We start from the raw sequence: 12512 nt of genomic DNA on the forward strand, positions 1-12512 counted from the left end.
GCATGATGAGGCGGACCGTCCGCTTCCCTATCTCCCGCGGGCGGCTCTTCCTGCCCTGCGCCCCCACACGCCCGGGAGTCACGTCTTTGTCCCCCTCGCCCCAGGAATCCGCCCCGGTCCCCGTCGCCCTGGTCGGCGCCGGCCCGCGCGGCACCAGCGTCCTGGAACGCCTCTGCGCCTCCGCGCCCGAACTGCTGCCCCCGGGGCGGCACCTCACGGTCCATGTGATCGACCCGGCACCGCCCGGGCCGGGCCGGGTCTGGCGTACGACGCAGTCGGCCGAGCTGCTGATGAACACCGTGGCGAGCCAGGTCACCCTGTTCACCGACGACAGCGTGGACTGCGCGGGCCCGGTCCGGCCCGGTCCCAGCCTGCACGAATGGGCGGCCGGTGAACTGGGCCCGGACGACTACCCGACCCGCGCCCACTACGGCCGTTACCTGGAGTGGGTGTTCGCGAGGACGGTCGCGCGGGCGCCGGAGGCGGTGCGCATCGAGACGCACCGCGCCCGCGCCGTGGGGCTCGCCGACGGCCCCGGCGGACGGCAGACGATCACCCTCGACGACGGCCGCACCCTGCCCGGTCTCGCGGCGGTGGTGCTGGCCCAGGGCCATCTCCCGGCGACCGCGTCCCCCGAGGACCGCAGGCACCGCGCCCACGCCGCCCGGCACGGCCTGCGGCACATACCGCCCGCCAACCCGGCCGACGTCGACCTCACCCCGCTCGCACCCGGCGAACCGGTGCTGCTGCGCGGCCTGGGCCTCAACTTCTTCGACCACCTAGCCCTGCTGACCACCGGCAGGGGCGGCCGTTTCACCCGCACAGCCGCCGGCGCCCTGCGCTACACGCCCTCGGGCCGCGAGCCCCGCCTGTACGCCGGCTCCCGGCGGGGCGTCCCGTACCAGGCGCGCGGCGACAACGCCAAGGGCCCGTACGGCCGTCACACCCCCCTCCTGCTCACCCCCGAGGTGATCGCGGGCTTCCGCGCCCGTGCGGACTCCGGCGAGGCGCCCGACTTCCTCACGGAGATCTGGCCGCTGGTCGCGAAGGAGGTGGAGACCGTGTACTACACGGCCCTGACCGGCGACCCCGAGATCACCGGGCGCTTCCTCGCGGCTGGCGGACGGCGCGCGGAGGCGGCCGTGCTCGACGGATCCGGTGTCCCGGAGGCGGACCGCTGGTGCTGGGACCGCCTCCAGCACCCGTACCGGGAGCGGAGGTTCACCGACCGCGCGGCATGGCGGGCCTGGCTCCTCGGATATCTGCGCGCGGACGCGGCAGAGGCCGCCCTCGGCAATGTGCACGGCCCGCTCAAGGCGGCCCTGGACGTGCTGCGCGACCTGCGCAACGAGATACGGCTGATCGTCGACCACGGCGGACTGGCCGGCGCCTCCCGGGACACCCACCTGGACGGCTGGTACACCCCGCTCAACGCGTTCCTGTCCATCGGCCCGCCTCGCCGCCGGGTCGAGGAGCTGACCGCGCTCCTGGAGGCGGGCGTGGTGGAGGTGCTCGGACCGGGGCTGGAGGTGGGCCGGGAGGACGGCGCCTGGGTGGCGCGCTCCCCGGAGGTCCCCGGCTCGGCGGTCCGGGTGTCCGCCCTGATAGAGGCGCGCCTCCCGGAACCCGATCTGCGCCGCACCGCCGACGACCTGCTGGCCGGGCTGCTGCGCGAGGGCGCGTGCCGCCCCCACACGGCGGACGGCCACGCGACCGGCGGACTGGACGTGACACCGCGCCCGTACCGGCTGATCGACCGCGAAGGCCGGTCGCACACCCGGCGGTTCGCCTTCGGGGTGCCCACGGAGGGCGTCCACTGGGTGACCGCGGCGGGGGCCCGGCCGGGCGTGGACTCGGTGACGCTGTCGGACGCCGACGCGGTCGCACGGGCGGTGCTCCGAACGGCCGCGGCGGAGGTGACGGCTGAGGGGGTGGCGGAGGTGACGGCACGGGAGGCCCCCGCGGAGGCGGCCGGGCCGGCCGGGGCTGGCGGGCCGACCGGGGCTGGCGGGCCGACCGGGGCTGGCGGGTCTGGCAGGTCTGACGGGCCGGCCGGGTCTGACGGGTCTGGCAGGTCTGACGGGCCGGCCGGGTCTGACGGGTCGGTGCGGGCCGTGGGGAACACGCCGGTGGCCGTATAACGCTTTGCCAACCGCACAAGCCCCCGTGAAACTCCTGTCACACCCTCGGCGTACGCTGTATGGCTGTCGTCGGGGGGCGCAACAGGACAATCACGGGGGAACCGTCGTGTGGGAAAGCATGGGGTCGCTGGAGGCCGGGCCATGGATCTATGCCATGGTCGCCCTCTCCGTGCTGCTTGATGTGTTCCTGCCGGTCCTGCCGAGCGGGGTGCTGGTCATCACCGCGGCCACGGCCGCGGCGGCGGGCTCCGGCGCGTCGGCCGGACAGGTCCCGCACGCCGACATACCCGACATCCTGGCGCTGATCTTCTGCGCGGCCACCGCGTCGGTCCTCGGCGACCTGGTCGCCTACCGGCTGGCCCGGCGCGGCGGTGCCCGCCTGGACCGCGCGATCGCCCGCTCCCGGCGGCTGAGCAGCGCGCAGGAACGTCTCGGCGAGGCGCTGTCCCGGGGTGGCGGCGCACTGGTGGTACTGGCCCGCTTCGCCCCGGCGGGCCGCTCGATCGTCTCCCTCGGGGCCGGTGCGACCCACCGCCGGGTCCGCGAGTTCCTCCCCTGGTCCGCCCTGGCGGGCCTGACCTGGGCGGTCTACAGCGTCGCCCTCGGCTACCTGGGCGCGCAGTGGCTGGGCGCGACATGGATGGCGACCGCGGTCTCGGTGGTGGCGCTGTTCGGGGCGGGGGCAGGGGCGGGGTATCTGGTGCGAAGACGCCCCGCCTGATTCAGTCGGCGGTCGCCCGCACGGCCTGCCCCCGCACCTCAAGACTCCCCAACAAATCGGCGGTGGCCTCCGCGACCGCGTCCACCGCCCGCTCGAACGCCTCCCGGTTGTGCGCGGCCGGCGCCCGGAACCCGGACACCTTCCGTACGTACTGCAACGCGGCAGCACGGATCTCCTCCTCGGTGGCCTCCTCGGCCAGCTGAGGCGGACGCAGGGTCTTGATGCTCCGGCACATGTCCCCAGTCTCCCGCGACGCCCCTCCCTCCTGCGAGGATCTTCCCGAGGCGGCCACCGCTCCGGGGCCGACCGACGAGAGGACGACTCCATGACGAACGCGCCGAACACGCCGAACGCACCGCTCCCCCCGCTCACCGTCGCCGTCCTGGGCCCCGGCGGCGTCGGCGGCCTCCTCGCCGCCCTGCTCTCCCGAGCCGGCCACCGCGTGCTCTGCCTGGCGGGCGAGGAGACGGCACGCACCCTCCGTACCGACGGAATCCAGGTCCGCAGCGCCCTGTTCGGCGACTTCACGGCCTCCGTGGAGGCCGACACGGTCCTCCGTGAGCCCGTCGACGCCTGCCTGATCACGGTCAAGGCCACCGCCTTGGACGCGGCCCTCACCCGGATCCCGCCGACGGCCCTCGGCGACGCCCTCCTCGTACCGTTCCTGAACGGCGTGGAGCACCCCGCACTCCTGCGCGCCCGCTACTCCCCCGACCGCGTGGCCCCCTCCGTGATCCGCGTCGAGTCGACCCGCCTGGCCCCCGGCCTGATCGAACACGGCAGCCCGTTCGCGGAGATCGACCTGACCGGCGCCAAGGTCCCCCGTCCCCGTCTGGAGGCCCTGGCCGAAGCACTCACCGCGGCCGGCCCGGCCGCCCGCGTCCTGGACGACGAGACGACGGCCCTCTGGGCGAAGATGTCGTTCCTGGCCCCGCTGGCCCTCCTCACCACCCGCTACGGCCTCCCGCTCGGGGAGACCCGCACCCGGCACCGGGAGGAGTTGGCCTCGCTGGTCGCGGAGACGGCCGCGGTCAGCCGGGCCTGCGGCGCCCCCGCCGACCCGGCCCGGACCCTGGCCCGCTACGACAGCTTCCCGCCCACCACCAAGTCGTCGATGCAGCGCGACGCGGAAGCGGGCCGCCCGCTCGAACTCGACGCGATCGGGGGCGCGTTGCTGCGCGCGGCGGACCGGCACGGCGTACCCGTGCCGGTGACGGCCCGCATCGTACGGGAGTTGCGCGAATCGGCCGGCGGCCGCTAGGGGCCGCCCGGCCGATCATGCCGCGGACGGACGGGTCCTAGCCGTCAACCTGCTTGCCACGCGCGGGGGTTCGGGCGGCCGTGATGAAGGCGGCCATCTTCTCGCGGCTCTTGACCCCCGGCGCGGTCTCGACACTGCTGGAGACGTCCACGCCGTAGGGCCCGAAGTCCGCGATGACACCGGCCACGTTGCGCTCGTCGAGGCCGCCGGCGATCACGACCCTTCCCGGCACGTCCGCGACCCAGGCGGGGATGTCGGCGAACACTCCGCTGCCCGCGCTGGCGTCGTAGAAGAAGTACTGCAGGGCCTCCGGCTTCTTTGGCGGGGTGCCGGAGGCGAGGGCCAGGTTGGGGATGTCGGCCGGCTCGTAGATCTGGACGGTGTCGAAGTGCTCGGCGACGGCGGCCGTCTCGGCGTAGGTCAGGGCCACGGCGAAGACCGGGACCCGGCCGCGGACGTACCCGGCGAGTGCCACGGCCCGCTCGGGCGGGCAGTACCGCTTGCTCTTCGGGGTCACGACGATCCCGATCGCGTCGTACCCGAGCTCGACGGCCCAGTCGATCTGCTGCTCCTGGGTGAGCCCGCACACCTTCACGAACGTCGACTGCTGGCCGCTCATCCTGTCCTGTGCTCCGTTCTCCCGCCCCGCGGGAACGCGATCGTCGCCCCCAGGCTCTCACCCGCGGGCCGGTGCGTTGTCAGCGGCGGCTGCGAGCATCACCGCCATGACGGATGCGAGCGAGAACTGGCGGACCCTCCTGGCACACCCGCCGAGGACCGCCGGGGCGAGCGCCTCGCCCTCGACGCCCTGACGGCCGGACTCGGGGCCGGTACCGGGCCGAACTCGAACGCATGAACCCCCTGAACGAACTCGCCACCCAAAATCGAACAGGCGTACCATTGCCGCGTGGCTGCGACCTATGACTTTCCGAGTGACCTCCTCGCCGGTCAGGAGGAGCTGCATCAGGTCCGGGCCGAGCTGTCGGCCCTGCTGAAGCGGCTCCCCTGGTCGGTCGAGCCGCTGGACGGATTCAGTGACGCCGGCGGCTGGCGCAAGGTGGAGCGCCCCGCCTCCCCGGGCTGGACCGAGGACGAACAGGCGGAGGTCGAGAAACTGCGCCGCCGCGAACACGAGCTGGCGGTGTTCGTCAGCGGCCACCGCTTCTGGGCCGAGGTGACGGCAGCGGACCGTATGAACGCCCGAAGCAGCCTCAAGCACACGCACGAGGAGGACTGACAACGCGAGAGGACCCCGGCCGATACGGCCGGGGTCCTCTCATGACGTGGGCGCGGACGGTTTCGAACCGCCGACATGCTGCTTGTAAGGCAGCCGCTCTACCCCTGAGCTACGCACCCGGGACGAGTCGACAGCCTACATTGCCGGAGGCACTGTCCCGCAAACCCGAATCCGGACCGACCGCGCGCCACCGCGAAGTGATCGCCCGAACCGCGAACTGACCGCCCCGTGTGTTCGTCTTTCACGGGTGGGAGAATGACTGACAACCGCCAGTACACAGGGCGCACCGCGGCACGGGGAGAGGGAGAAGTGACGGCGACATCGGCGACTTCGGCGGCATCCGAGCAGTCGTACTCGCCTCCTGTGAGGGGCCGGCGCACTCCTCTGCGGGATGTCCTCACTCTCATGGGTCTGCCGGTGGTGGCCCTGCTCGTGGTGCCCGGGGCGTTCGCCGGCGGGGGGACCCGGCGGTGGTTCGGGGGGCGGGCCGAGGGGCAGCGGGCCGAGGCGCAGGCCGCGAAGGACGCCGCCGCGGCCGCCTTCTACGAACTGGACACCGCGCAGCGGGATCTGCGGATCTCCATAGAGACCATCTCCGCCGTCGACGACTCGCCGGCCGCCCGTCGTGCCGTCTCCGACTTCGAGGCGCTGGGGCGGCGGATCGACGAGGCCAGCAACCGGTACATCCAGGCCATCGACGCGTACGACCTGGACCGGGACGATCTGGAGGCCGCCGCGGCGTCGCGGGCCCGGGGCGAGATCACCCGGGCGAAGGACGAGCTCGTCGGTGTGAAGCGGGAGCTGGACCGGTTCGGGGAGTCGCTCGGGCCGCTGCTCGGGAAGGCCGAGACGCAGCTGGCGCGGCTGGCGCCCGCCGTGGAGCGGGCCCGGCAGGCGTTGCTGGCGGCCAGCAACGCCCTCGACGCCGTGAGACAGACGCAGCTCAAGGCCGATGATCTCGCGGTGCGGCTCGCCGCCCTCGCTCCCGAGCTGACCAAGCTCAATCAGGGGGCCGGGCAGCACGGTGTGCAGGCCACGGTGGAGCGGGCCGGGCGGGTCCAGCGGGAGGCCGAGGCGATCCGGGTCGAGGCCGAGCGGCTGCCGGAGAAGGCCGCCGAGATCGATCACCGGCTGGTGAGTCTGCGGACGCGTGCGCAGGCGCTGACCACCCGGGCCGGGCAGGTCGACCCGGTGCTCAGCGAGCTGCGACGGCGGTTCTCGGCGGCCTGCTGGCAGGATCTGCAGCAGGTGCCCCAGCAGGCCGTGGAGAACGTACGGCAGGCGGAGCTGAAGCTGCAGGAGGCGCAGGGCGCGCGGGACGCGCAGCGGTGGGCGGATGCCGCCTCGCTGCTCTCCACCGTGCGGGCGCTGCTCAACAGTACGGACGAGGCCGTTTCCGCCGCAGGTGACCGGCTGAGCCGGCTGAACGCCGTACAGAAGGATCCGCAGCAGGAGATCGAGCGGACCCGGTTCGCGATCCGGGACGCGCAGCGGCTGGCGATGTCCGGGCGGACCAGCCCCGATCCGCGGCACGCCGGTCCGCTGGACGACGCGGTGGCGCGGCTGGACCGGGCGGCGGGGTCGCTGCAGGGGCGGCACCCCGACTACTGGCACTTCCTGACGGAGACGGAAGGGGTACGGCAGTCGGTGGCGCGGGTGGTCGCGCAGATCCGGGAGGACCGGGGCACGGGCCACTGAGGCGTTTGCCGAGGAGCCGTTCCGGGCGGATATTGGGTACGCGACCCGTATTTCGATCCGCATTCGATGTCAGGAGGCGGAGATGGCCTCACACGTCACGCACCCGGGGATGCAGCGGAAGAAGATCCTCTTCGATGAGGCGCTGCCCGTCGACCACCGTCTGAACACGGTCTACCGGATCGGAGCGGGCCTGATGGGCCTGTTCCTGCTGGCCTTCGGGATCCTCGGGCTCACCGACAACATCGGTTTCTTCGACACCGGCGGGAACGCCGCGATCGGGCTGAACACCAACGGCGCGCTGAGCGTGCTGTCGATCTGTGTCGGGCTGCTGCTCTTCGTCGGCATGGTGATCGGCGGGAACTTCGCGTCCACGTTGAACATGGTGCTCGGCGTGCTGTTCATCCTGAACGGCTTCCTGTTCCTCGGCCTGCTCAGTACGGCCTCGAACTTCCTGGCCTTCAGGATCCAGAACGTGCTGTTCAGCTTCATCGTCGGCCTGGTGCTGATGGTGTTCGGGATGTACGGCCGGGTCAGCACGAACCTGCCGCACGACAACCCGTACTGGCGGGCCCGCCACCCCGAGGCGGAGCAGCGGGCCGCACCGGCCACCGACGATCAGGTGCGGTAGGCGTAGTAGTACGCGTTCGGGTACGACGCGATGATGCTCGCCAGCGACCTGCGGTAGGTGTTGGTCGAGTGGTACGTGACGTACGGGACCCCGTTGGCCTTGTACGTCACGATCATCGTGTGGTCCTTCGCACCGTCGCGGTCGAAGTCCATCTGGATGACGTCGCCGACCTCGGCCTGGTAGACGTTGGCGAGCGGCTTGGTGCGCTTGGAGTTCTGGGCGAACCAGGACCACTCGTTGACGCCGACGAACGAGTCCGACTGGATGTCGGCGTTGCCGAACCACTTCGTGTAGTCGTAGACGTAGCCCGGTACGTGCTTCCAGCCGCCGGCCTTCAGGGACTGGCTGACGAAGTTGGTGCAGTCGCCGCCGTCCGCGTGCCCGTTGTAGTTCGGGTAGTCCGGGTTGTAGTTGTACACGTACTTCTCGGCGTAGGCCGCCATCGCCTTGTAGTCGTACGTGCCGCCGGTGAGGGTCTTCGGCACGGACGTCGGGTTGGGCGTGATGGCCGCGCGCGGGGCGTCCGGCGTGGTGTTGCCGTCGTCGGGCGTGGCGGGCGCCTTGACCGAGGGCTTGGACAGGGTGTTGACGGCGAGGCCGCCGTTGTCCGTGTCCTCGATGGTGGTCAGCTGCCAGGTGCCCCGCTGGTCGGCCTTGAAGGTCAGCTCGTGGTGGGCCTGGAAGCCGGTGGTCTTCGGCTCCTTGCCGGTGGCCTTCGCGTAGGTCAGCGTCGTGGTCTCGGTGACGTCGGCCTTGGCGGTGCGGCCGGTGACCCGGGTCGCGTCGAGCGTGACCTTGGTGCTGCCGGCGCTGTACGTCTCGCCGGCCTTGGCGATGCGGCTCTGGCGGCCGCGCAGCTGGGTCAGCGCGGAGTCCTCGTCGCGTGACTGGGTGCTGGAGAGCCGGACGTCGCCGGAGAAGCGGGACGTCTGCTGCTTCTTCGAAGCGCCCTGGACGAGGGCCTGGGTGCGGTCGGTGAAGACCGCGTCGGCCAGCTTCTGGAAGGTCGCCTTGGTCGCGGCGTTCACGGTCGGGTCGTCGACGACGGCCGCGCCCGCGCTCCAGTTGGCCGCGAAGGCGACGCCGCCGAAGACCGAGGCAGCCGTCGCCGCGACTATGACCGTACGGCTGCGCTTACGGCTCAGTTTTCTGGATTTCAATGATGTTCCCCTCTACGCCGGTACACCTACCGGGCGACGGCATCTTCGCACGGCGTGTGTGACTCCTGTGAAGGGGGTTGCAGGATTGGAACCAGCCCTGCGCGCGCCTCACTTGACGATCGAGGACCAGTCGGCCGGGGCCTGCGCCGGGTCCAGGGTGCGCAGTCGGGCGAGGGTGTCCGGATCCTGCGCGTCGAGCCAGTCGGAGAGCTCCTTGAAGGAGACGCACTTGACGCCCTTCTTGGTGCAGATCTTCGGGACGATCTGGTCGATGGCCTTCATGTAGATGCCGCCGTTCCAGTTCTCGAAGTGGTTGCCGATGAACAGCGGGGCGCGGCTGCCGTAGTAGACCCGGTTGAAGCCGTTCATGTAGGCGTCGACGGTCTGCTGCTCCCAGGTGGCGTACTGGGACGGGTTGCCGTTGGTCTCGCCGTTGGACTGGTTGTAGAGGAAGTTGAAGTCCATCGACAGGGCCTGGATCTTGTCCCCGTACGGCAGCAGCTCCAGCGGGAAGTTCCAGAGGCCGTCCTTCTTGGAGGGCCATATCTGCAGGTCGCCCGGGGAGCTGGCGTCGTACTTCCAGTTGTAGCCGTACTTCTGCAGGGCCTTGAGCAGGTTGGGCTGGCCCTCCAGGCAGGGGGCGCGGCCACCGACGACCTCCTGCCTGAAGTCGAAGGGCAGGGCGGCGATGTCCTTGAAGCCGGTGTTGGTCTTCCAGTTCTCGGTGAACTTGTAGAACTGGTCGATCTCGCTCTTCCACTGCGCGACGCTCCACTCGCCGCCGCCCTTGGCCTCGCAGAAGTGGCCGTTGAAGTGGGTGCCGATCTCGTTGCCCTGGTTGTACGCCTCGCGGAGCTGCTCCAGGGTGGTGCGTATGTGCGCGTCGGTGGCGTAGTCGATGGCGGCGTCGCCCGGCTTGTGCATCGGCCCGGTGTAGAGGTCCTTCTTGCTCTTGGGCAGCAGGTAGATGCCGGTGAGGAAGAAGGTCATGTGGGCGTTGTACTCCTTGGCCATCTCCCGGTAGTGCGAGAAGAGTTCGTCGTCGCCCTGGAGCGCGCCGTCCCAGGAGAAGACCACGAACTGGGGCGGCTTCTCACCGGGCTTGAGCTTGACGGGCTTCAACTGGTCCTTCTGCGGCCCGGTGTACGACGTGGAGCCGTCACCGAGGATGTGGGTCTTGCCGTCCCACTTGGGTGACGCGGACGCCGACGGCGAGGGCTTCCTGCTGCCGGCGGCGGTGGGCGCCGTGTCGTCCTGTCTGGTGAGCACCAGATAGCCCGCGACGAGGGAGGCAACGACCAGGAAGGCGGCCAGGGTCAGGAACTCCGGGCGGGCTGGACGGCGGTCACGCGCGGGCGCCTTGCGACGGCGGCCGCCGGTTGTCGACTTCGTGCGGGGCTTCATGCGGGGCTCATTCTGCGGGTGGGTGGCGTGGGAGCTTCGGGGCCCTGATGGTCAGTCAAGGCCCATGGCCTGTGCCCAGACCGTGTACGGGACGTTGTCGGTGCCGGAGCCGGCCAGTCCCTTGAGCGGGAGCGGCTCCAGGGACTTGTTCAGGTCGATGCGGTAGACGACGACCGACGTCGTCACGGACGAGAGCGTGCCGGTGTACCAGGAGGCGGTGTCCTTGCCGCTGGCGTTGGTGGTGCCCGCCTTCCCGGCCGCCCCGGTGTCGAGTGCCGTGGTCGGATGGCTGAGACGGAACGATTCGGTGAGCGCCTGCTCGACGTCCTCGGCCACGTCGTCGCGGACCGCGCGGGTCGGCTGCGGGGTGTCCAGGCGGACCTTGGCGCCGTTACGGGTGATCTTGGAGATGGAGTACGGCTCGGTGTGGTTGCCGCCGGCCGCGAAGGTGGCGTAGCCGCTCGCCATCCGGATCGCGCTGGGCGTGGAGCTGCCCATGGACAGTGCGGGCACCTGCGCCCCGATGGTGTCGGAGAGCAGCCCGGAGGCGACCGCCGTGGACCGCACCTTGTCGAGCCCGGTGTCCACGCCGAGTTGCATGAAGGGGGTGTTCACCGACAGGGCGAGGGCCTTCTCCAGGCTGATCTGCCCGTAGGACTTCCCGTCGTCGTTGTCGGCGTGGACCTGCTTGCCGCTGCGGTCCCAGTAGGGCCCGTCGGGTGTCGTGACCGAGACCTTGTCGTTCCCGTTGTAGAGGGTCTGAGGGGTGATCGAGGTGGCCGTCGCTCCGCGTTCCTTCTGGACGCCGTTCTGCAGCCCGGCCGCGTAGACGAAGGGCAGGAAGGAGGTGCCGGCCTGGACGGTGGCCGCGTTGGACTCGTTGTAGCCCTGCGTACGGTGGTCGGGTCCGCCGTACACGGCGATGATCCGCCCGTCCGTGGCCACCGAGGCGGCGCCGTAGTGCGCGGCCGCGGCGAGCTTGGGGTCGCTCTTCTTGGCCGCCTTGCGGGCCTTGGTCACGGCGTCGGTGAGCGTGGCCTCCTTCTTGCGGTCGAAGGTGGTGTAGATCTGGTATCCGCCGAGGTCGAACTGCTTGTCCGAGATATGGCCGGCCTTCTTGGCGTACGCCTGCGCCAGTTCCACCAGATAGTCGCTCTGCTTGCCGGTGTCGTAGACCTTGCTGGTCTTGATCGGCTCGGGGAAGGTCTTGTACTTGGCCCGCTCGGTCGCCGACAGCTTGCCGATCTTGACCATCCGGTCCAGGATCCAGGACCACCGCTCCACCGCCCGCTTGTGGTTGGCGGCGCTCAGTGTCGGGTCGTAAAGCCCGGCCCCCTTGAGCAGCGAGGCGAGCATGGCGGCCTGACTGGCGTTCAGCTTGCTGACGTCCTTGCCGTAGTAGGCCTGCGAGGCGCGCTGGATGCCGTAGGTACCCCGGCCGAACCAGCTGGTGTTGAGGTAGCCCTCCAGGATCTTGTCCTTGCTCATCTTGTTGCCGAGCTTGAGGGAGATCATGGCCTCGGTGAATTTACGGCTTACGGTCTGATTCTGCGAGAGATAGACGTTCTTCACATATTGCTGGGTAATGGTGGAGCCGCCCTCGGTGTCCCCCTCGCCGACCGTCCGGTACAGGGCCCGGGCTATGCCTTTGACCGAGATGCCGGGGTCGGTGTAGAAACTCTCGTTCTCCGCCGCGAGGACCGCCCAGCGCACATCCACCGGTATGTCCTTGAGCGGCATGTCCTGCCGCTGCACCCATCCGGTACGGGCCATCGGCGTCCCGTCGGACCAGAAGTAGACATTGTCCTGCTGAGTGGCATAGCTGTTGAGATTGCTGGGTATGTCTGTGGACGCGTACGCCACGACGAGGAACAGCCCGGTCAGCCCGAAACCCCCCAGCCAGGCCCCCAGCCACTGCCGCCAGGACGGCATCCAGCGCCGCCAGCCGCTCCGGCCGGGCCGCGGGTACAGCGGTCTCAACTTCCGCGCGTACGGCAGCAGGGGCTCGACACGAGGCCCCACGAGGGCCCCGATCCGGCCCCAGACGCCGACGACGCGGTCCCGCGGCGAGGGCCGCGCACTGCGGCGCCGCTCGGCGCGGCCGCCCGAGGCCGCCGACTCCGGTTCCGGCTGCCGCTGTTCGGGCACGCGGATCTGCATCGTGACGTCCGCCCGCAGGGCGTCCACCTTCAGATGCAGGGTCTCGTCGTGTCTCGGCGGATCCGGCTCCTTGCGCCGCGCCCGCTCACGAGGCGCCGGGTC

At 70.8% G+C, this 12512-nt stretch carries 11 protein-coding genes and 1 tRNA gene; 6 read left to right on the top strand and 6 right to left on the bottom strand.

What is annotated here, in order from left to right; translation table 11 throughout:
- Positions 1-5 precede the first annotated feature (5 nt).
- The gene (locus tag ACIRR9_RS11780) at positions 6-2141 is read left to right on the top strand and encodes an FAD/NAD(P)-binding protein (RefSeq protein ID WP_403750535.1); all 2136 of its coding nucleotides are present in this window, start codon (positions 6-8) and stop codon (positions 2139-2141) included.
- 106 nt (positions 2142-2247) lie between these two features.
- Positions 2248-2862 (top strand): DedA family protein, encoded by a 615-nt coding sequence (locus ACIRR9_RS11785; RefSeq protein WP_185149372.1) that lies wholly within the window; start codon positions 2248-2250, stop codon positions 2860-2862.
- A 1-nt stretch (position 2863) separates the two neighbouring features.
- Here ACIRR9_RS11785 and ACIRR9_RS11790 read toward each other — a convergent pair whose 3' ends face one another.
- Positions 2864-3097 carry a DUF2277 domain-containing protein gene (locus tag ACIRR9_RS11790; protein WP_403750168.1) on the bottom strand — a complete coding sequence of 78 codons (234 nt, stop codon included), beginning with the start codon at positions 3095-3097 and terminating at the stop codon, positions 2864-2866.
- Positions 3098-3187: 90 nt separating this feature from the next.
- Here ACIRR9_RS11790 and ACIRR9_RS11795 point away from each other — a divergent pair, with 90 nt between their 5' ends.
- Positions 3188-4123, top strand: a complete 936-nt coding sequence (locus ACIRR9_RS11795; RefSeq protein ID WP_403750170.1) for a ketopantoate reductase family protein — start codon at positions 3188-3190, stop codon at positions 4121-4123.
- A 37-nt stretch (positions 4124-4160) separates the two neighbouring features.
- Here ACIRR9_RS11795 and ACIRR9_RS11800 read toward each other — a convergent pair whose 3' ends face one another.
- Positions 4161-4742 (bottom strand): hypothetical protein, encoded by a 582-nt coding sequence (locus ACIRR9_RS11800; protein ID WP_403750173.1) that lies wholly within the window; start codon positions 4740-4742, stop codon positions 4161-4163.
- A 288-nt stretch (positions 4743-5030) separates the two neighbouring features.
- Here ACIRR9_RS11800 and ACIRR9_RS11805 point away from each other — a divergent pair, with 288 nt between their 5' ends.
- On the top strand, positions 5031-5360 hold the full coding sequence (locus ACIRR9_RS11805) for a hypothetical protein (RefSeq protein ID WP_403750175.1): 330 nt from the start codon (positions 5031-5033) through the stop codon (positions 5358-5360).
- 47 nt (positions 5361-5407) lie between these two features.
- Here ACIRR9_RS11805 and ACIRR9_RS11810 read toward each other — a convergent pair.
- A tRNA-Val gene (locus ACIRR9_RS11810) sits at positions 5408-5479 on the bottom strand.
- Positions 5480-5765: 286 nt separating this feature from the next.
- Between ACIRR9_RS11810 and ACIRR9_RS11815 the strand changes: the two genes are divergently transcribed.
- Entirely contained in the window at positions 5766-7058 is a 1293-nt protein-coding gene (locus tag ACIRR9_RS11815; RefSeq protein ID WP_403750178.1) for a hypothetical protein, read from the top strand.
- Positions 7059-7140: 82 nt separating this feature from the next.
- On the top strand, positions 7141-7686 hold the full coding sequence (locus ACIRR9_RS11820; RefSeq protein WP_365336756.1) for a DUF4383 domain-containing protein: 546 nt from the start codon (positions 7141-7143) through the stop codon (positions 7684-7686).
- Here the strand turns inward: ACIRR9_RS11820 and ACIRR9_RS11825 are convergent.
- The 3 genes from ACIRR9_RS11825 to ACIRR9_RS11835 all read right to left on the bottom strand — a co-directional run bounded on the left by ACIRR9_RS11825 (position 7674) and on the right by ACIRR9_RS11835 (position 12410).
- Complete coding sequence (locus ACIRR9_RS11825; RefSeq protein ID WP_365336755.1) at positions 7674-8846, bottom strand: amidase domain-containing protein; 1173 nt, start codon at positions 8844-8846, stop codon at positions 7674-7676. The genes ACIRR9_RS11820 and ACIRR9_RS11825 overlap by 13 nt on opposite strands.
- Before the next feature lie 108 nt (positions 8847-8954).
- Positions 8955-10250, bottom strand: a complete 1296-nt coding sequence (locus ACIRR9_RS11830; RefSeq protein ID WP_403750182.1) for a hypothetical protein — start codon at positions 10248-10250, stop codon at positions 8955-8957.
- Between the two features lie 51 nt (positions 10251-10301).
- Positions 10302-12410, bottom strand: coding sequence for a transglycosylase domain-containing protein (locus ACIRR9_RS11835; protein ID WP_403750537.1), 2109 nt, complete (start codon positions 12408-12410; stop codon positions 10302-10304).
- Between the last annotated feature and the right edge of the window lie 102 nt (positions 12411-12512).

This window comes from Streptomyces sp. NPDC101234 (assembly GCF_044767525.1).
In the GTDB taxonomy this organism is placed as follows: domain Bacteria; phylum Actinomycetota; class Actinomycetes; order Streptomycetales; family Streptomycetaceae; genus Streptomyces; species Streptomyces sasae.

Coding starts and splice junctions, on each gene's coding strand:
- ACIRR9_RS11780 (WP_403750535.1), top strand. CDS start 6: ATGAGGCGGACCGTCCGCTTCCCTATCTCCCGCGGGCGGCTCTTCCTG.
- ACIRR9_RS11790 (WP_403750168.1), bottom strand. CDS start 3,097: ATGTGCCGGAGCATCAAGACCCTGCGTCCGCCTCAGCTGGCCGAGGAG.
- ACIRR9_RS11795 (WP_403750170.1), top strand. CDS start 3,188: ATGACGAACGCGCCGAACACGCCGAACGCACCGCTCCCCCCGCTCACC.
- ACIRR9_RS11800 (WP_403750173.1), bottom strand. CDS start 4,742: ATGAGCGGCCAGCAGTCGACGTTCGTGAAGGTGTGCGGGCTCACCCAG.
- ACIRR9_RS11815 (WP_403750178.1), top strand. CDS start 5,766: ATGGGTCTGCCGGTGGTGGCCCTGCTCGTGGTGCCCGGGGCGTTCGCC.
- ACIRR9_RS11820 (WP_365336756.1), top strand. CDS start 7,141: ATGGCCTCACACGTCACGCACCCGGGGATGCAGCGGAAGAAGATCCTC.
- ACIRR9_RS11830 (WP_403750182.1), bottom strand. CDS start 10,250: ATGAAGCCCCGCACGAAGTCGACAACCGGCGGCCGCCGTCGCAAGGCG.
- ACIRR9_RS11835 (WP_403750537.1), bottom strand. CDS start 12,410: ATGCAGATCCGCGTGCCCGAACAGCGGCAGCCGGAACCGGAGTCGGCG.